This is a genomic window from Amycolatopsis sp. WAC 04197 (genome assembly GCF_003947475.1).
GTDB classification, from domain to species: Bacteria; Actinomycetota; Actinomycetes; order Mycobacteriales; family Pseudonocardiaceae; genus Amycolatopsis; species Amycolatopsis japonica.
This window is the reverse complement of record NZ_QHJK01000001.1, coordinates 1,370,934-1,391,183: the sequence shown is the minus strand read 5'-3', so window position 1 is coordinate 1,391,183 and position 20,250 is coordinate 1,370,934. Positions and strand designations below refer to the sequence as shown.

The window sequence follows — 20,250 nt, the reverse complement described above, 5'->3', positions numbered from 1 at the left end:
AGTCCGTCAGCGCCGCTACGCGGAGTACAGGGTGTGTGGAAATAGGGACACTCAACGTCCCTATTTCCACACACCCCCACCCGCCAGGGTGCGCGGTAGCAAAGGTCCCTTGCTCCCTTTCCAGGCGGTCCTTGCTCGACCACCCTCCTTTAGTCGTTCACGTATATGAACTTCAATCATGTCCTTGACTCTCATTCGTAAAGAGGCTTAACGTCTAGCCCGTCGCCGCCACGACCGAATTTCGATCCCTCGACGAGGAGGACCACGGATGCGTGTTCGTGAGCGGGTTCTGGCCGTTGCGGCCGGTGCGGCCCTGCTGTCGACGCTGGCGGCGTACCCGGCACAGGCCGCGACGGTCCGCGTAGGGACTTCGGAGCAGCTCACGGCGGCGCTCGCTTCGGTCACGCCAGGCACCGTCATCGAGCTCGCGGCCGACACGACCTTCACGGGCAACTTCAAGGCGGCGAAGAGCGGCACGTCCAGCAGCCGCATCACGCTGAAGGGTCCGCGAAGCGCGGTCATCAAGGCCTCGGCCGGGCGCACGCTCGAACTGACCGGCAGCTACTGGAACCTGACCGGCTTCACCCTCACCGGTGGTCAGAAGGGCCTGATGGCGACCGGCGTCAAGAACACCGTCGTCGACGGCATCAAGGTCACCGGTGTCGGCCACGAGGGCATCCATTTCCAGTACACGAGCACCGACAACGTCGTGAAGAACTCAGAGGTGACCGACACCGGCCGCGAGTACGCGGGCTACGGCGAAGGCATCTACTTCGGTTCCGCGAAGGGCAACTGGCCCGGCGGCACGCCCGACCGGAGCGACCGGAACAAGGCACTGAACAACAAGATCGGCCCGAACGTACGAGCCGAGTCGATCGACATCAAGGAAGGCACCACCGGCGGCGAACTGCGCGGCAACGTCTTCGACGGGACCGGGCAGAGCGGCGAGCACTTCGCCGACAGCTGGGTGGACATGAAGGGCAACAACTACATGGTCGCGGACAACCGGGGCAGCAAGGTCTTCGTGCACGACGCGACCTACGGTGGCTTCGAGGTCCATGTCCAGCTCGACGGCTGGGGCCGCGGCAACACCTTCTCCGGCAACACCGCGGACGTGCAGTCCAGCTACGCGTACGGCTTCTATCTCGTGAAGGCCGCGACGGGCAACAAGGTCTGCGCGAGCAACAAGGTGACCGGTGCCGGAAAGGGATTCGCGAACGTGGCCGCCACGGCGGGCTGCTGACGCGACCGAAGACCGGGGGCCCGCTCAGCCCGGCGGCGGGGGCGGGCCCCCACCCTTCGAACATTCGCCGATTCGGGCAGAGTGTTCTTATGGACGACCTGTACCCGCCGATCCAGGTGCGCGCCGAGGGCATGCTCGACGTCGGCGACGGGCACCGGATCTACTGCCAAGAAGCCGGGAACCCGGACGGCAAACCCGTGGTCGTCCTGCATGGAGGCCCTGGTAGCGGCATCTCCTCCATGGCCCGGCGGCACTTCGACCCCGACGCCTACCGGATCATCCTGTTCGACCAGCGCGGCGCCGGCCGCAGCACTCCGCATATCGGCACGCCGGACGTCGACCTGTCGGCCAACACCCTTTGGCACCTCGTCGCGGACATGGAAAAGCTGCGCGAACGGCTGAATCTCGACCAGTGGCAGCTCTTCGGCGGCTCATGGGGCGCGACCCTCGCCCTCGCCTACGCCGAAACCCACCCGAGCCGCGTCAGCGAGATCATCCTGCGCGGCGTGTTCACCGTCCGCCGCGGCGAACTCGACTGGATCTACAACGGCGGCGCCGCGAACCTCTTCCCCCGCGAGTGGGAAGACTTCCTCGCGCCGATCCCCGAAGACCGCCGCGACGACCCGCTGTCGGCGTACCGCGAGCTCGTCTATCACCCCGATCGGGCGATCCGGGAACGTGCGGCCATCGCCTGGAGCACCTGGGAAGGCGCGATCGTCTGCCTGCGCCCGGATCCCGCGTTCCACAACCAGTACGCGTCGCCGGAGTTCGCGGTCACCTTCGCCCGGCTGGCGCTGCACTACTTCTGCCATGGAGCATGGCTTGAGGAAGGACAGTTGATCCGGGAGGCCGGGAAGCTGGCGGGAATTCCTGGCGTGATCGTGCAGGGACGTTACGACGCGGTGTGCCCACCGGCGACGGCTTACGAACTGCACCGGGCTTGGCCGGACTCGAAGCTGGAGCTGGTGGAGGCTGCCGGGCACGCGGTGACGGATCCGGGGATGCTGGCGGCGCTGCGGGAGGCGACTGATTCCTTCCGACGGCGCGATCAGGTCTCCTGAGCCGAAATCGTCCGCACCGCATCATCGAGGACTTCGCCCCGCTTGAAACGCCTGCACTGGATCGACGCGCCAAGACCTCCCGACCCCCAGACAAACCAAGTTGCCCTCCGGCATCCCTTCACGCCACTATCAGCAATTCTTCCGCCACCTTCTTATCGGAGGAATGACGTGGGCGCGCGAGCGCATATTGCAGCAGTGAAATTGCACCCACCGAGGCAAAGAACGCGTCACACACGTTCGCATCAACCGGTTTCTGCGGGCACCCTCAGCTCCGTCCGCCCCCGCCCAGAAATATTGCAGATCGAGCAGAAACCACCGGAAATTTGCAGAAACACACCCCACAACCTTTCGCCCCACATGTTAGATCATCTCCTCATGCAGAAGACCAAGGCTCTACCCATTACTATAGAGGAGTGCACAGCACGTCATCCGGGGAACCACTTGAACACCTGAGTCGTCCAAGCACACACGCTCTTCAAGTGTCAGATTGTCGATATCCTACACTCGAAATTCGCTCGACAATTCGTCGTTTCACTATTGGCAGAAATTAGTCACGCAGAGGAATCGGCATCTCCTGCTGAAATCAACTTAGCAGCATCTTCGAGCACTTCATCCCATACTTCGACTCCCTCCGATTCGAAGCCCTCTCTCAACGCCTGACGTACTTCACTGATAGGATAGCCTTGGCGAGACGCCCGTACCCGCTCCAGGACTTTTCGGTAGTCGTGTAGGTAATCTTCAACGTTCGGCATCTTGTCGTCGTAGCCTCCCGCACCCGACATCGCCACGCTCCTATTCTTCCGAACGGACCGATCCATCAGAAATCCCTCCGATAAATCCTCTCCAGGTACGGCATCGCCGCCGGCCTGAAGATGTGCTCAACCCTGTTGCTGACTTCGTCCGTGACGCGGGTTCGGATGTGCCCAGCTTCCTTCAACCGATCATAGTCGCACTGGCACATCTGGAAGATGAGAATCGACGGCCGTTCCCCAGCCCCAGTACGCGTCGCACCGAACGACGCCGCGGCGCTCAGTGTTTCACTATCAGTCGAGTTCACCTGGTAAGTGAACAAGCTTCCCGGCTGGTTCAAGGCGCCTCCGTGGGCGTTCGCCCGCGCCGCATGACCGCTCAGGCCATTGGCGTCAATGTTGTCCGCGTGTGTTGATGTCGTCCCATGCACGAAATCAAGCTTCTTGTCACAGTTGTGGGTGAGGACAGGTGTCTGACCTGCGACGACGTAGTACGTGTGGTCCGTGTCGACGGTCAGGTTGTAGACCCGCCGGGTCTCAGACCACGACCGCGTCCCCGTGACAGTGGCGTCCCGATGATCCCCGGTCTCCAACCGATGACCGGCCTTCAGATCAACAGCGTTCGACCACCGCTTCTCCGACTCCACCCAGAACGGATGCTCATCCGTCGCCACCACAGACCCACGATCGGCACCGCTCGCGACACCGACCTCGACCAGAGTCCGCTTACTCGCATGCGAACGGGCATCCGTCACCACCCGAACCGCAGTACGCCCCGTCGTCGGATCCTTCGCCAGGACCTTGTCCCCGACCCTCACATCCTTGATCGGCTTACGAGACCCGTCACCCATCACCACCAGCGTGTTCGGATCAAAACTGTTCTTCGACACACAACTCGTAGCCGAACCGCTCGACGACTCGTCGTGATGCTTACCCCGGCTCTTGTTCCGCCCAGCCAAACCACCCAGAGCGGACAAAAGATCATCAGGAGAAGCCCCCGATTGAGCAACCTCCGACACCGCCGTCACAGTCTCCGCGACGTTCTGGACGACGTTCCCGTCCCCCACCACCTGCTTCTTGAAGAAATCGAAAACCCGACCCGAATCCTGCACATCCGCCTTGAACGCCTGCACCACCCGAGCCGGCGTCAACGGCGACGACGACACCAGATCCGTCCCCTTGAACACCGGCTTCAAAGCCGCCTTCAACGTCGGAATCGGATTCCGCTTCGCCGTCCGCTCCGCGGCACCCCGCGCGGCGGCCGCGGCCGCCTTCTTCTTCGCCAGGATCGCCGCGGCCCGCCGAGCCGCGGCCGCAGCGGCGGCGGCAGCCGCCTTACGAGCAGCCGCAACAGCAGAAGCCTTCCGAGCAGCAGCCGCAGCGGCATCATCAACACCCCGCCGAGCGGCGCCGGCGACGTCATCGCCATAGCGACGGCCGAGACCGATCGCGTCGTCGGCGTGGCGGCCCGCCCGTCGGCCGTTGCCGATGAAGTCGCCCGCCTTTCGGGCCCACTTCGCCGCGGTCGCGGCGTTGCCACCGAACGGGATCGCGCCCGCCGCCGACCAGGCGGCGTTCTCCCAGTCACCTTCGGCGGCGTAGATCGCGGCGTTCGCGAGGTCGGCGATCTCGCCGATGCCGGGGATCATGCCCGCCACGTCCAGGGCGGTGTGCACGATCGTGCCCGCCTTGTCCCACAGGTCACTGAACCAGCCGTGGCCGTCCGGGTCGAAGTAGTTCAGCGGCGAACCCAGCACATACGAATACCGGTTCGCGCTGATCGACGGCGAGAACGGGAGCTCGATGCTGTCGCGTGAAGCGAACGTGCCGGAACCCGGCTGGTACCACCGCGCCCCCATGTTGACGTTCCCGTTGTCGGGATCCGTCCAGTCGCCCTGGAAACCGACCGTCCGCGAGGCACCGGTCGACGCGATCCGCTTGCCGTACGGGTCGTACGCCGTCGAGTCGACGACGCCACCCGACGCGGGCGCCAGCGCGCCGACGACGTCGCCGTGCCGGTCGGAAAGCGTGAGCCGGGAATCGGCTCCCTGCGAGAGCGATACCAAAGAGCCATCCGGACCGCGGCCGAAGCGCGAGACGCCGTCGCTGACAGTGTCCCGTTCCATGCCCGCGTACGAGAACTTCTGTCCGCCTCGGGTGGCGAGCCGGTCGAAGTCGTCGTAGGTGTACTCGGTCGTGCCGAACTTGACCAGCCTGTCGAAGGCGTCGAAGGAGTACTTCTCCTCCATGCCGGACGACGTGCGTGAACTCAGCGAACCGCGCGGCGAGTAGGCGTAGGTGTAGTCGCCGTCGGCGAGGACACGGTTCCGCTCGTCGTAGGTCGCGTTCTTGTCACCCGCCTTGACTCGGTTGCCCGAGTCGTCCCAGCCGTACTCGTTCGACTTACCCGACGGGTCCGTCCAGGAGAGCATCCGGCCCTGGAAGTCGTACGAGTAGCTGTTTTGACCGGAGCCGGCCAACCCCGCGGTCGTCTTCGTCTTGACCCGGTCGTTCGGGTCGTAGGTGTAGGCGATCGACGAGAGGACCGTGCCGTTCGCTTCCTTCAGGACATCGGACTTCGGCCGTGCGAGGTTGTCGTAGTCGTAGGTCCGGACGCGACCGGCGCCGTAGTCGATCGTCTTGACCTTGCCTGCTTCGTTGTAGCCGTAGGTCAGTTTGCCGCCGGTCGCGCCGTCGGTCACGGAGTCCAGACGGCCCTTGAGGTAGCCGTAACCGGTGGTGCCGGCGGCGTCCTTCCGGGTGATGACGCGCCCGGCGTTGTCGTACTCGAAGGATGACGCGCCGGAGGTACCGGTCGCGGTCAGCAGACCACCGCGGTCGTTGTAGGTGTACGCGTTACTTCCTGCCACCCGCACACGGCCGTCGGCGTCGTAGGTCCGCGCCTTGCCGGTGGTCTGCGTCTCGGCGCCCGAGCCCGTCTCCGTGAGCATCCGGTTCAGCGCGTCGAACGTCCGGTCGCGGTTCACGTTTCCGGGCGCGGTCAGCCGGGTCGCGTTGCCCGTGGCGTCGTAGGACTGCGTCCAGGTCCTGTCCGCCGCCGCGGGATGCGCGGCTGTGGACGGCTCGACCACCGACTCCGGCAGGTTCAGGCTGTTGTAGGTGAAGACGGTCTTGTTCGATCGGCCGTCGGTGAACCTGGTGCGGTTTCCGGCCGCGTCGTAGCCGAATGACGTCGTGATCGTCTTCCCGTCCGCGACGGGCTCGATCTGGCTGGACAGCCGGTTCGCCGCGTCGTAGTTGAACGTGGTGACCCGCTTCTCCCAGTCCTCCGACGTCCGCATGTTGCCGGCGGGGTCGTAGGTGAACTTGCGCTCCCGCAACAGCGGCTGCGAGCCGGTCCACTGGCCGTCGACGTCGAACTCGGAGATCACGCGTCCGGCCAGGTCGTAGTTGAGCCGTTTCGTGACGCCCGCACCGTCGCTCGCCCGGACCAGCCTGCCCTGCCGGTCATAGCCCCGCTTGGTGGTGACCCCGGCCGGGTCGACCGCGGTGATCAGCTGGTTCAGCTTGTCGTAGGTGTTCAGGCTCTTCTCGCCGGCCGGATTCTCGACCGCCACCACGTTGCCCGCGTCGTCGTGCCGGTACTTCGTGGTGTACGCGGCAGGCGCCGGGAACCGCTCCACCGCGGTCGAGGTCACCTTGCGGCCCAGTTCGTCATAGGTCGCTTCGACCCGGGCACCCGTCGGCGAAGTCGCGGACAGGGGCAGGCCGGTCATCGTGTACGAGTACTTCCAGACACCGGCGGCCGTGCCGTTGTCCTGCGGGTCGTGCCGCTCCAGCAGCCTTCCCAGCTGGTCGTACCGCAGTTCGGTCGCGTGCTGCCGGGCGTCGATCTGCTTGATCACGCGCCCCACGGCGTCGTAGCGGATCTCCTTGGTCGGCGTGATCGGCGCCGTGGCGCCGGGCGGCGTGTACGACGGCAGGCTCGCCTTCACCAGCTGCCCGAGTTTGTCGTACTCGGCCGTGGTGACGCGACCGAGCGGGTCCTTCGTGTGCGTGACCGAACCGAAGGTGTCGTAGCCGGTGATCATGGTCGCTTGCGCGTCCACCGGCGCGCCGCCGTTCGACTCCGTGCGGACTCGCGGACCGGTGGCCCGGATGGGCCTGGCCAGCTGGTCGTACGCCATCGTCGTCGTGTATTGCGACGACGACTGGCTCCCACGAGGATCGGTGACGGACACCGGCATCCCGCGCTCGTCGTAGTCCCAGCTGGTGATCAGCCGTTCCTGACCATTGTGGACGGTCTGCTTGATTCGCTGGCCGGAGGCGTTGTATTCGAATTCGGTGACCTCAAGGGTGTTCACCTGTCCGCCACCGGTGTTCGAGGGGTTACCGGACTTCTCGGTGCGGATCACATTGCCGCTGCGGTCGTAGGTGAACCTCGTGCTGCGATCGAGTCCGCCGGGGTCTTCGATCGACTGTGTGAGCCTGTTGACCGTGTCGTAGTCGTAGGTCGTGGTCCGGTTTCCGGCCGTGGTCTGCTTGGTCAGGTTACCGGCGCCGTCGTAGCTGTTGTTCTCCAGCACGAGGTCGCGAACGTATCCAGTGACAGGATCCTTGTAGCCCTCCGCGACGACCTGAGCGACCAGATCGTTGGCGTAGTAGTTGTTCCGCGTCGTACGGCCCATCGCGTCGACGTGCAGGATCTGTCGTCCGGACTCGTCGTACCGGAAGGACTCGAGCACCGTCGGCTTCGAATTCGCCGGATCGGTATCCCCTTCACCGTCACCCGGGCGGCCGTCCCCGTCGGCAGGGTCGACCACGCCACCGTGCCAACCGTGCAGGCGCACCTCGGCGACTTCATTGCGAGCCGTATAGGCGTAGGACTTCTTCACACCGCTCGCGTCGATTTCGAACATCCGGTTGCCGAAGACGTCGAAGCCGTACCGTGTCCCCTTGCCCTCCGGGTTGACGAGATGCACGAGACGGCCATGATCGTCGTACTCACGAGTGGTGACGCGGGCCGGGTCGCCACCGACGAGGTCCGAAACCTCCTCGCGCTCGATGTTCCCGTCCTTGTCGTAGGACGTGACCGTCCGGGCACGATGCTTGACACCGGTGACGGCGTTCGTGGTCTCGGGCCCTGTCTCGGCCTTCACGCGCGACAGCGCGTCGTATTCATAAGTGGTCGTGATGCCGTCGGGGTACGCGTCCACGTAGATCGTGGAAGAGGTCCGCCGTCCGGCGGCGTCGTAGACGAATCTTGTCCGCATTCCGGACGCTTGCTGGATCTCACCGAGATCGCCGGTGCTGTAGTACCGGAAATTCGTGCTCTCCCCCGTCGCGCTCACCGTCGACAGCAACAGGTCGGCCGGAACCGGGACGCCCACGTTGTCGAGCGGCTGCTCGGTGCCCGTGGTGTAGCTGTGCACGACCTCGCCGCCGTCGGGCATCTTCTGACTGAGAAGGTCGCCCTTGGCGTTGTAGAGGTACGTGGTCAGATACCGGTTGTCCTCGGCGTTCGTGGATCTTCCGTCCCGGCTCCAGACGACCTTGTCGTTACGCGGATCGAGCGGGTTGTCCGGGCTGAAGTGGTAGCCGAAATATTCGGTCTGGCAGCGGCCGGGCATCTGGCAGGTCCGCTTGCTGATGACGTTGCCCCGCTGGTCGAATCCGAGCGTGACCTCATTGAGGTTCTCGGAGACGATGGTGTTCTGGTTGCCTTCGTCGTCGTAGTCGTAGGTTCGGATCCCGTAACCGACTTCCCCGGCGGGCTGCCCGGCCTGGTCTTCCGGGCGGACGCCGAGCCCCAACGGAGTGACCGTCCGCAGGATCCGGCCCCGAACCGGGTCGTAGTCGAAGGTGTGGTTGCGGTTTCCCGGATCGGTGAACTGAACGGTGCGGATCAGATTGTTCTCTTCACCGGTGATCACCGGAACGCCGAGCCGCCAGACCCCGCCGTTGCGGTCGGTGTAGCTCTTCACCCGCTCGCTGACCGTGTCGTATTCCACCTCGGCGGCGATCCTGCCGCTGGGCAGAGTGATCTTGCTGAGCCCTTCGGACGGCTGAGCAGCCTGGAACTGCTCGCGGACCGCGTTGTCCCCTAAAGGTTTGGTGTAGACGGCCACCTCGTCGATCGCTCCGGCGAAGTACCCGTGGTCGTTGCCGGGCTTGGCAGGCCAGTTACCGGAGACGAAGCCGGCGCCCACGTACGTCTTGGTCTGGTTGCCGTGCTCGATCACGCCCTGCTTGGTCGCGACCTGGACACCGTCGAGATAGAGCCACTGTGTCGCCAGCGATCCGGAAAGCACCACGTGATGCCACTTGTTGTCGTTGACCACACCGGAAGTGCTCATCGGCGCGGTCGTGCCGTCCGCGAACTGCCCGTAGAGCTTTCCGTTCGTCCCGACGTACAACGCCGGGGTGTAGGCGTTCTGCAGGGAACCCGAGAGCTCGTTCTGCTGATAGCCCAGCAGGACACCGGCACCACTGGTCTTGAACCACAGCCCGACCGAGAGATCCCTGCTCTTCTTGATCGCCCCGTCCGGGAGTTGCAGCACCGAGGTCGACCCGTTGAAGGTCGCCGCGGTGTCGGCCGAACCCGGTACCGCACCGGCCGTGCCGAGCACGACGTTCTTGTACTTGCCGTTGTCCTTGCCCCGGTTGAGCGCCACCTGGCTGACGGCCGTCTCGCCGTTCTGATCACCCAATCGCCAGTAGCCGTCCGGCGCCGTGTCATTGACGACCGTGCGGAACCTGGACTGATCGGCGTAGTCGTACCGGGTGATGTTCGCCAGGGGGTCTTCGACCTGTCGCAACCGGTTGCCCTCGTAGGAGTACTTCCAGTTCCGGATCTGGCCGTTGACCTCGGTCGCGAACACCTCGGCGACCTTGCGATCCTGGATCAGGAAGACCAATTGCCGCCCGCTGGCCAGATCGAGGGCACGGGTGAGGGCGTCACCCTCCCAGTAGATCCTGACGCCGCGCCCGACGCCGTCGGTGTAACCGGTCAGCTTGCCCGCGGCGTCGAAGCGATACGTGGTCGCCGACTTGTCGGTCAGCGACCAGCCGCCGTCCGGCTCGGATTTGAAACCGGCGAACCGGCCCTGCGGCGGCGCGTAGGTGCCGTCCGGGTTCAGCCCGAACCTCAACTGCTGGCCGTCGGGATAGGTGACCAGGGCGTTCCCCGCGTAGTCCCGGGCCACGCGCATGTCGTACTTCGTCGCCCATCCCGTGCCGAACCAGTGGTCGCGGCGGGGGTCCAAGGTGTTGTAGGTCCGGATGACGCTCAGGCCGGGGCCGGCCGTCGGCATCTGGACGTCGATCGCACTGGAGTGGTAATTGCCGACCATCGGGTCGAAGTCACGGTCGGTTCCGCTGTGCGGGGTCATGGCCATATGCGAGGTGATCGCCGGTTGCGGGACCGCGCTCAAGATGGCACTGAACGGCAGCGCTTCGCTCTCGCTGGTGCCGTCGAACGCGAACGAGCGCCAGAGATAGATCTTGTTCCAGAACAACTTCTTGTCCGGAACCGTCCACGTCGGACTCGTCTGGTGTGCCGAGCTGAAGCAGTTGACCGGGTTGTCGTTCGCCCCCTTTTCGCAAACCTCGAACCGGTACTTCAGGGTGCTGCCCGCGGGCGGGTCGACGTCGATACCGCTCGCCCACAACTGCGGGGTCAGCGTCTGGACGGAGGCGCCGTTGAGCGGGTACTGCTGTTTGATGAACGGCGGCACGTCGTACACGTCGAGGCCGATACGGGCGGGCGCGACCTGGTGATCGGTGAAGTAGTCGCCGGGCTTGCGGAGCATGCTGAAGTCGAGGAGATAGCTGCCCACCCCGATCGCCTTGATCTCCGCGTCGAGTGTGACGGAAGCGCCGCGCGCCACGTCACCGGGGAGCTCGGCCGCGATCTGGGAGCCGAGCGGGTTCCCACTCCGGTCGTAGACGCGGTAACCCAGCGCGAAGTCGTTGCGTGACCAGGTCTGCGCACCGCGGTTCGTCACGGTGATCTTGACCTTGCCCGAGGCCGCACGGGTGACCGGCGGTTCCGGTGTGGCACGGTCGATGCGGTAGTCGGCGTTATAAGGCGAGTGCGTCACGTAGAGCCGCGGCGGGTTGGCCGTGCCGAAGCCGGTGAAGCGCTTCCACGCCGCCGGGTCCGTCGGCGCCTGAAGGGCGAGACCATGGTTCGGAGCGCCGCCCGCCCACTGCTGGACGAGCTCCCGGCCGCCGACGCCCAGGTCGATCAGTTCGTGGGCGGTCGGGCAGTTCGACCTGGTCGCCAAGGGGGCCATGTACCCGTGCGAGAAGACCCCGCCACCCAGCGCGCCGCCGATCGGGGGTGTTCCGGAGGACCCCCAGTCCGCGGTGACCGGGTGCACACTCATCGGACGGGGAGTACAGGAGCCGGACCAGAAGTTGGTCAACTGCAGCTGCGCACCGAAGATCCGGTTGTCCTTCAGATCTCCGCCGATGCCACCGAAACGCAGGTAGCTCGATGCGGTCTTGCCACCGCTGCGACCGATGCGCAACTCGTTGGCGTTGGTGTACCGGGTGCCGTTCTCCACCACGAGGTTGCCGGTGCTGACCGACTCCTTGACCACGGTGGGATCAACGCGCACGGGGTAGACCCTTGCCGGGTCCCGCAGCCACGCGGAGTCGAGTTCCACCCGGAGGATCTGCTTGCCATCACGGCTTCCGAGCCGGTAGGTGACGCCATAGGAGGTCGCGGGTTCACCGCTTTCCTGACGGCTCGAGTCGAGCATGTAACCCAGCGGGACACGCAGGACGACGGCGCCGGCCTGATTGACGAAGACCACCTGACCATCGGCGATCCTCGCCTCGAGTCCCTTCAGATCCAGCGCGAACTCCCAGGCATGGGGAGCGTCGGGATTCTTGAGGACGAACCACTCCTTGGCCGCGCCCGCGGTGAACTCGACCCGCATGTCGGCGTTCGGCAGAACGTCGGGGTACCCGACCGCGTTGCCTTCCGCGTGCCCGGCCGTCGCCCGCGCACCCAGCAGGCTGAAGGCCGCCTCATGCCCGGCGCCGTCGCTCACTCGCATCGAGCCGCTTGTCTGTCCCATGTGGACCTGAAGCTCGTCACCCGCCTTGCGCCAGCCGCCTGCCTGATCGGGGACGGCGCGGGTGTCGACGGGGCCGAATCCGCCCTCGGGCAGCGGGAAGTTCAGCGGGTCTTGGCCGTAGACGGTGGTCTGCGTACCGTCGGGATTGTCGTAAACACTGCTGTGCGTGGTGCGCTGCTGCGGCAGTTCTTTGCTGGCCTGCGCGTCGAAACCACGCACCTGGGCGGCAGGCGGCGGTACGACCGTCGCGCTGCTGCGCTTGTCGGAGGCGGGTTCGGGAAAGGCGATCGGCGGGTACTTCGACTGAAGTGAAGTGGCCGTCGCCCGATTGACCGCGGGAGTGGCGGCGTTGTCGGGGGTCGGACGGTCCGCGACGCCTTCCGCGGATCCCGACTCCTGCTTCGGAGCGTCCGCCACAGCCGACGCACCCGCCTCGTCCGACGACGGAAACCGTTGCGAAGCCGCCGGCCCCAGCGTCGCCACGAGTGCGACGATCAGCAGCAACGCGAGCGTCACCCGGAGTCTTGCGCGCAGGACAGGTCCACGACGGATCCGCTTCATGACTTCCCCCCTTGGGCTGCCCACCCAGGACAGCCCTCGGCTCCTTGAGAGCAGGTCGGCGAGTTGATATTGCTGGGCGACGAGACGTCCGGCAAGGCCTTTTGCCGATTTTGGGCCAAATGGCCGTGGCCGAATGGGCACGCGTGGATGACCGAACGGTAGTCGACCATGCGTTCGATAGTTCGATTAGCGCGTTAGCCGATGATGAGCTAGATCACAAATCTTCGACAGGGTCGGCCGAATCACACTTTCGGCCGAATGACGGCGCTCTGACCAGCCGCTAGCGTCCGGCGTGCTCATAGTCAAAAACGAGGGCGCTGGGGGCGGAAGGTCGCGTCGCGTTACAGAATGGGCAACTCTGTCGCGCCGACGCGATTTTTTGTGCGTTCGTGAGCACTTTCCGCGCATGGCACTCTCCGTATTCGGAGAAGGAAGGTCCAATGCGGACTCGAAGATCCCTGGTCGTCTCCGCGGCCGCCACGGTGCTGCTCGGCACCGTGGTCACCTCGGCACCCCCGGCACAGGCCGCGCCGGCGCTCCCGACGGGGTTCGCCCTGATCGACACACCCACCGGTCAGCAGGCCGGAGATCTCACCGACGCCGCCTACCTCCCGGACGGAAGTGCGCTGACCACCGGCCGCCTGGGATCGGTACAGCTGGTACCGCGAGGTGGCCAGCCGGTACAGATCGCCTCACTTCCGGTGCACACCGCCGGTTCGCTCGGCCTCACCGGCATCGCGGTGGCGCCGGACTTCACCACCAGCCGAACGGTCTATACCACTCGGGCACTCGCGACCGGTACGTCCACTCAGGTGTTCCGCCTCAGCAAATGGCGGGCGGAGGGTGTGGGCGCACCGACGGGACTCACCGACGAGGCTCCGGTCCTGGAGTTCCCGGTCAACGCCGACAGCAAGGGAATCCAGGACGTCGTCGTGGATCCCGGCGGCGACGTCCTCTGGGTCGCTGTCGGGGACAACGCGACAGTTCAGGCTCCGGCCGGTGCGACCAAGGACAATGTGGACAAGTTCGCGCTGCGAGCACTGGATCCCGCTCAACCGACAGGCAAGGTGCTTCGCATCGGCACGGACGGCAAAGGCCGGGTGGACAATCCGTTCTACGACCCGGGGGCTCCGACGTCCTGGCGCAGCCGCAACTACACGAGCGGACTGCGCGATCCCCGGATCGCGGTGGATCCGCGAGGCGGTGTCGTCGTCACCGACATCGGCTGGGCGGCCCGCAGCGAAGCGAATCTCGCCTTCCCCGGCCAGAACTTGAAATGGCCGTGCTGGGAAGGGACCACGCGTGCGCCTGGCTATCGCGACCTCCCGGAATGCGCGAACGTCGCGAACTCCGCACCGATCAGTGAGACGACCCAGGGCGCGACGGATACCCTCGTCGGCGGAGTTCCCTACACCGGGACTTCGTATCCCGAGATTTATCGGGGACTTCATTTCGTAGCCAACAAGAGCGGTCACACGCTTTCGACTTTCGCGTTCGACGCCGGGGGCAAGGTCACCCAGGCGATCAACGCGATCGCCTCCGACATCGGCGATCCGGTCGCCGTTCTGACGGCACCGAACGGCGACGTCGTGCTGGCCGACTCCGCATCTTCCAAACTGCGCAGGTTGAGCTACAAGCCGGCGAACAAGGCCCCCTTCGCGGCGTTCACCGGAACCGTGACGCCGGACACGAAGAAGATCTCACTCGACGCGGGAGGGTCGAGTGACCCGGATCTGGACACCCTCGACTACCAATGGACCTTCGGGGACGGCACCACCGGTAGCGGTCAGGTCGTGGAGCACACCTACTCGACCGGCGACGTGGTGACGGTCAGTCTCACGGTGAGCGACGCGCACGGTGCGGTGACGAACGCCAGCCAGACCTTCCTTCCCGGTGAAGCCACACCCACGCTCTCGCTCGCGGCTCCTGACCCGAACGCCGTCTTTTCCGGCGGCGAAACTGTATCCGTGGGCGTTTCTTCGGCCGAGGATCCCATCGACGGACCGCTGGCCGTGAAGTGGCGGGCAGACCGGATGCGCTGTCCTCAGAGCAGCACCTGCGATTACACCACGCTGCGTACCGGCACGGGCCCCACCTTCTCGTTCGCCTTCCCGAACGAGACCGACACCCGTGTCGTGGTCACCGCGACGGCGGAGAACGGCCGAGGCGTCATCACGAGTCAGCGGTACTCCGTCAATCCTCGGACGGCTCGGCTGGCCGTCGCCGGCACCCGCCCGGCGCGGCTCAAGATCGGGGTGAACGAGAGTGCCAACCGGCTGGTGACCGTGAACTCCCCCGTCCAGATCTCCGCTCCCCCCAAATCCCTGGACGCGGCGAACTTCGTCAAATGGCCGGACAACCAGAGCACCGAGCCGGTCCGTCAGGTCCAGATGCCCGTCGCGGGGCTCACCCTCCGCGCGGAGTATCAGACCCCCATCCAGAAGCGCTACGCGGACGAGGCGCCTATCCGGACCTTGATGGGCGCTCCGGTGGGACTGGAACTCATCGAGGGTGACGGCCATTGGCAGCAGTACGCTTCCGGCCGTCTGTATTGGACGGATCAGCACGGCGTCAAAGCAGTCTCCGGAGAGATCCTGACCAAGTACGTCACGCTCGGGGCGCACGCGTTCCTCGGCTCTCCGTCCACGGACGAACTGGTGGCTCGAGCGAACAACGGTCGCTACAACGACTTCACGGGCGGGCCGACCACGGGTGTCGGCTCGATCTACTGGACCTCGAGCATCGGGGCCATGGCGATCCACGGCGAGATCCGGGCGAAGTGGCAGGCGACCAACGGCGAGGCGGGGCCGCTCGGCTTCCCGACCACCGACCAGCTGACGACACCGGACGGGATCGGCCGCGTCAACCACTTCAACAACAACAACGCCTCGATCTACTGGACCGCGGCGACCGGCGCGCATTACGTGATGGGCCGGATCTGGCAGAAGTGGCGTTCGCTGGGCTGGGAGAAGTTCTTCGGCTACCCGACCACCGACGAGGTGGCCACGCCGGACGGCGTCGGCCGGTTCACCCACTTCAGCGGCAACGGCTCGATCTTCTGGTCACCGTCGACGGACGCCTTCGAAGTGCACGGATCGATCCGTGACCGTTTCGCGGCGACCGGCTGGCAAAACGGCGTCGGCTACCCCATCACCGACGAGACGTGGACGCCCGGGAGTACCGGGAAGTACAACCACTTCCGCCAAGGCGGATTCGATCACTCGATCTACTGGCGGGCGGGGACGAACGTCGCTTGGGAGGTCAAGGGGATGATCCGGCTGCGCTGGCGGGATCTCGGCTGGGAAACGTCGTATCTCGGCTTCCCCACCAGCGGTGAATACAACATCCCGACCGGCAAGCGCAGCGACTTCCAGAACGGTTACATCACCTACAACGGATCGACGGGAGCGATCGAAGACCGTCGTTACTGAGTGAAAACGCCGGTGCGGCCCGCAAAGGGTCGCACCGGCGTTGTCTCACAGCCGTCCGCCCGACGTCGTGTCGCCGGAAAGCCGTTGCGCCAGATAGACCGGCACCGTCGAGGCCAGGATCAGCACCGCCGCCACGACGTTGACGATCGGGGCCTGGTTCGGCCGGAACAGGTTGTTCAGGATCCAGATCGGCAGGGTCTCCAGACCGGTCCCGAGGGTGAACGTCGTGACGATGATTTCGTCGAACGACAGGGCGAAGGCGAGCAAGCCGCCGGCCAGCAGGGCCGACCGCAGCATCGGGAAGGTCACCAGCCGGAACGTCGTGAGCCCGTCGGCGCCGAGGTCCATCGACGCCTCTTCGAGGTTGCCGCCCATCCGTCGCAGGCGGGCGACGACGTTGTTGAACACCACCACGATGCAGAAGGTCGCGTGCGCGACGATCGCGGTGAACAGGCCGAGGTCGATGCCGAGGATCGTGCGGAAGGCGTTGTTCAGCGCGATACCGGTGACGATACCGGGCAGCGCGATCGGCAGGATGATCAGCAGCGACACCTGGTTGCGGCCGAAGAAGCGGTACTTCTGCAGCGCGAAGGCCGCCATCGTGCCGAGTACCAGTGCGATCGCGGTCGCCGCGAGTCCTGCTTGGACACTCGTGCCGAGTGCGTTCAGCGCGCCTTCGTTCTCCGCGGCCCGGCTCCACCATTCGAGGGTGAAGCTCGACGGCGGCCAGCCGAAGGTGGTGTCCGCGTTGAACGAGTTGAGCAGGACCACGAGCAGCGGGAAGTAGATGACGCCGAGGCCGAGCACGAGCGCCGCCAGCAGCAGGTATTTGGTCGTCCGGGAAAGCCGCATCGCGCGCTCCTACAGGTTGTCCAGCGCGCCCGTGCGGCGCACGGCGGCGAGGTAGGCGAGCATGATCACCACGGGCACGGTCGCGACGGTCGCCGCGAACGGCAGGTTGTTGGCCGCGCCGATGTTGTCGTAGACGACGTTGCCCAGCATCTGCGACGTGCCGCCGACGATCTTCACCGCGATGTAGTCGCCCAGCGACAACGAGAACGTGAAGATCGAACCGGCGACGACGGCAGGGAAGGTCACCGGCAGCACCACCGAGCGGAACGTGCGGAACGGCCGGGCGCCGAGGTCGCTCGCGGCGTCCACCAACGAATTCGGCAGCCGCTCCAGGCCCGCGTAGATCGGCAGGATCATGTACGGCAGCCAGAGGTACGACAGCGTGATCACGGTCGCGAGCACGCCGTAGCCGGGGGTGTCGAGGCCGAACGGGTCGAGCAGCCAGTGCAGAACCCCGTTGCCGGACAACATGGTCCGCCACGCGTAGGCCTTCACCAGGTAGCTCGCCCACAGCGGGGTCATGACGGCGATCACCAGCAGCCGCCGTGCCCTGGGTGAGGCGAATTTGGCCATGTAGAACGCCATCGGGAAGGCGATGATCGCGGTGACCACCGTGACCAGCGCGGCGATTCCGACCGTCCGGAGGGTGATCGTGCGATACACCGCGTCGCTGAACAGGGTGACGAAGTTGTTCAGCGACCACTCGGTCACGACCTGGCCGGTGAAGACGTCGGTGCTCCAGAACGCGGTCACGAACAACGCGGCCAGTGCGCCGAGGTAGGCGAGGCCGAGCCACAGCATCGGCGCGGAGAGCAGGATTCCCAGGCGCAGCTTGGGTTTGCGGTACAGGTAGGCGGAGGCTTTCCGCCGTGGCGAGTCAAGGGTGGTCGTCATCTTCTTCCGCCTTGAGATGGGACCGGGAGCGGCCGGCGTGGGGGGCCCACCGGCCGCTCCCGGAGTCGGGAGGTCAGCCCTTGATCTCGGTCCAGGCGCGGGTCCACTCGCCGTAGTCCTTGCACTTGACGTCGGTGCGGCCGTCGAGACACTGCGTGATCGGCGTCGTCCAGTACTGGATCTTCGAGGCGTACGCGGCGTCACCGGCGTGGTAGGTCTCGCAGTGCTTCTTGTCCTTGGTTTCGGCGCACGCCTTCGGGTTCGAAGGCGATTCACCGAAATACTCGGCGACCTGGGCGTTCGCCTTCGGGCTGACGATGTGGTTCAGCCACTTGTAGGAGCACGTCTTGTGCGGCGACTTCGCGCCCACCATCCAGGTGTCCGACCAGCCGGTCGCGCCTTCGGACGGCAGCACGGACTCGACCGGCGCGCCTTCGCTCTTGGTCAGGTTCACCGTCACCTGCCAGGCGGTGCCGACGACGGCGTCGCCGCTCTTGAGCGCCTGGCTTTCCTTCAGGTAGTCCGACCAGTACTCCCCCACCATCGGGCGCTGCTGCTTGAGCAGGTCGACGGCGGCCTGGAACTGCTTGTCGTCCAAGGCGTACGGGTTCTTGATCCCGAGTTCGGGCTTGTGCGTCTGCAGGTACAGCGCGGCGTCGGCGATGTAGATCGGCGAGTCGTAAGCCGAGATCTTGCCCTTGTACGGGCTGTTCGCGTCGAACATGACCGACCACGACGTCGGCGCCGGGGTCACCTTGTCGGTGCGCCAGGTGAGCAGGTTCGCGCCCCAGCCGTGCGGCACGCCGTAGGACACGTTGTTGACGCTGTTCCACGGGCGGTTCTTGAGGAAGTCGAAGACGTCGGCGTAGTTCGGGACGAGCGCGGTGTTCACCGGTTCGACGTCGCCGGACGCGATGAGCCGCAGCGAAGCGTCACCGGAGGCGGAGATGACGTCGTACTGTCCGGTCTTCATCAGGCTCACGGCCTCGTCGGAGGTGCCGAACGCCTTGACGTTGACCTTGCAGCCGGTCTCCTTCTCGAAGCCGGTGACCCAGTCGACGGCCGGGTCGTTGGAGCCGTTCTCCGCGTAGCCGGGCCAGGCCAGCACGTTGACCTGGCCTTCCGGCTGGCCGAGCTGCGCGAGCGCGTCGAGCTTCGGCGGGGTGAAACCCTGTCCGCCGGGCGCGGCGGCGGTCGAACTGGATCCGGACGTTCCGCAGGCGGCCACGAGCAGGCCGGCGCCGAGCAGGCCGGCGAGCGCGAGTTTCCTGTTCTTCATTGAACAACCTTTCGGTACAGGGGGAGAACTAACCGGCTTCGGGGACGCGGAAGCTGTGTTCGTGGCGCCAGCTCAGGCGGACGCGGCCGCCTTCGAAGTCCGCGGGTTCGGCGGTGTTCTGCCGGACCACGGAGAGCTGGCCACCGGCGTCGAGCGTGACCTCGTAACGCACGGTCGCGCCGGCGTAGACGGTGTCGGTGACGGTGCCGGTGGCGCTGGTCTCGCCGACCCCGGCGGATTTCGAGAGATCGGCGTCGATGCGGATCTTCTCGGGGCGGATGCTGAACACACCGGGTTTGCCGATGATGTTCTCGGCGCCGCCACCGCTGAGCAGGTTCGAGGTGCCGACGAAGCCGGCGACGAACGCCGTCGCGGGCCGCTCGTAGACCTCGACCGGTGAGCCGACCTGTTCGATGCGGCCGGCGTTGAACACCGCGATGCGGTCGCTCATCGTCAACGCCTCGTCCTGGTCGTGGGTGACGAAGATGAAGGTGATGCCGACCTCGCGCTGGATCTGCTTCAGCTCGGTCTGCATGGTGTGGCGCAGTTTCAGGTCGAGCGCGCCGAGCGGTTCGTCGAGCAGCAGCACCTTGGGCCGGTTGACCAGTGCCCTGGCCAGCGCGACCCGCTGCCGCTGGCCGCCGGAGAGCTGGTCGGGTTTGCGCTCCCCGAACTCGCCGAGCCGGACGGTGTCGAGAGCCTCCTTCGCGCGCTGACGGCGCTCCGCGCGAGGGACGCGTTTCACCCGGAGGCCGTACTCGACGTTCTGCTGCACGGTCATGTGCGGGAAGAGCGCGTAGTCCTGGAAGACGGTGTTGACGTCGCGGTCGAAGGGCGCGAGACGGCTGACGTCGCGGCCGTGGAGTTCGATCGTGCCCGACGTCGGGAGTTCGAAGCCGGCGATCATGCGGAGCACGGTCGTCTTGCCGGAACCGGACGGGCCGAGCATGGAGAAGAACTCGCCGGGCGGGATGTCGAGGTCGACGCCGTCGACCGCGTGGACCTGGCCGAACTCCTTGCGCAGGCCGCGCAGCCGGATGGCCGGAATGTCGCCTCCACCTGCGGAAGTGGTAGCAAAGGTCCCTTGCTCCCCCGCGGCGGCGGTGGGCGCTTGATGAGGCATGGCGTGC

Annotated in this window: 9 protein-coding genes; 3 read left to right on the top strand and 6 right to left on the bottom strand. The window is 65.8% G+C overall.

The genetic code is table 11. The features are described 5' to 3' along the window. Positions 1 to 268: 268 nt before the first annotated feature. Together DMC64_RS06940 and pip are read left to right on the top strand one after the other, a co-directional pair. Positions 269 to 1,243, top strand: coding sequence for a right-handed parallel beta-helix repeat-containing protein (locus DMC64_RS06940; RefSeq protein ID WP_125732716.1), 975 nt, complete (start codon positions 269 to 271; stop codon positions 1,241 to 1,243). A gap of 89 nt (positions 1,244 to 1,332) precedes the next feature. After that, positions 1,333 to 2,304 (top strand): prolyl aminopeptidase, encoded by a 972-nt coding sequence (gene pip, locus DMC64_RS06935; RefSeq protein ID WP_125732713.1) that lies wholly within the window; start codon positions 1,333 to 1,335, stop codon positions 2,302 to 2,304. Positions 2,305 to 2,855: 551 nt separating this feature from the next. Here the strand turns inward: pip and DMC64_RS06930 are convergent. Further along, positions 2,856 to 3,092, bottom strand: a complete 237-nt coding sequence (locus DMC64_RS06930) for a hypothetical protein (RefSeq protein WP_125732711.1) — start codon at positions 3,090 to 3,092, stop codon at positions 2,856 to 2,858. Positions 3,093 to 3,121: 29 nt separating this feature from the next. Beyond that, positions 3,122 to 12,664 (bottom strand): RHS repeat-associated core domain-containing protein, encoded by a 9,543-nt coding sequence (locus DMC64_RS06925; protein WP_125732709.1) that lies wholly within the window; start codon positions 12,662 to 12,664, stop codon positions 3,122 to 3,124. A gap of 440 nt (positions 12,665 to 13,104) precedes the next feature. On the opposite strand from DMC64_RS06925, the gene DMC64_RS06920 reads away from it, so the two are divergent. Further along, entirely contained in the window at positions 13,105 to 16,095 is a 2,991-nt protein-coding gene (locus tag DMC64_RS06920) for a PQQ-dependent sugar dehydrogenase (RefSeq protein WP_125732707.1), read from the top strand. 45 nt (positions 16,096 to 16,140) lie between these two features. Here the strand turns inward: DMC64_RS06920 and DMC64_RS06915 are convergent, their stop codons facing one another. From DMC64_RS06915 to DMC64_RS06900, 4 genes are all read right to left on the bottom strand, one after another. After that, on the bottom strand, positions 16,141 to 16,947 hold the full coding sequence (locus tag DMC64_RS06915) for an ABC transporter permease (protein WP_037331945.1): 807 nt from the start codon (positions 16,945 to 16,947) through the stop codon (positions 16,141 to 16,143). A 9-nt stretch (positions 16,948 to 16,956) separates the two neighbouring features. Next, on the bottom strand, positions 16,957 to 17,841 hold the full coding sequence (locus DMC64_RS06910) for an ABC transporter permease (protein WP_125732705.1): 885 nt from the start codon (positions 17,839 to 17,841) through the stop codon (positions 16,957 to 16,959). Positions 17,842 to 17,914: 73 nt separating this feature from the next. Continuing rightward, the gene (locus DMC64_RS06905) at positions 17,915 to 19,120 is read right to left on the bottom strand and encodes an ABC transporter substrate-binding protein (RefSeq protein ID WP_073847580.1); all 1,206 of its coding nucleotides are present in this window, start codon (positions 19,118 to 19,120) and stop codon (positions 17,915 to 17,917) included. Between the two features lie 28 nt (positions 19,121 to 19,148). Continuing rightward, entirely contained in the window at positions 19,149 to 20,243 is a 1,095-nt protein-coding gene (locus tag DMC64_RS06900) for an ABC transporter ATP-binding protein (RefSeq protein ID WP_370323669.1), read from the bottom strand. Between the last annotated feature and the right edge of the window lie 7 nt (positions 20,244 to 20,250).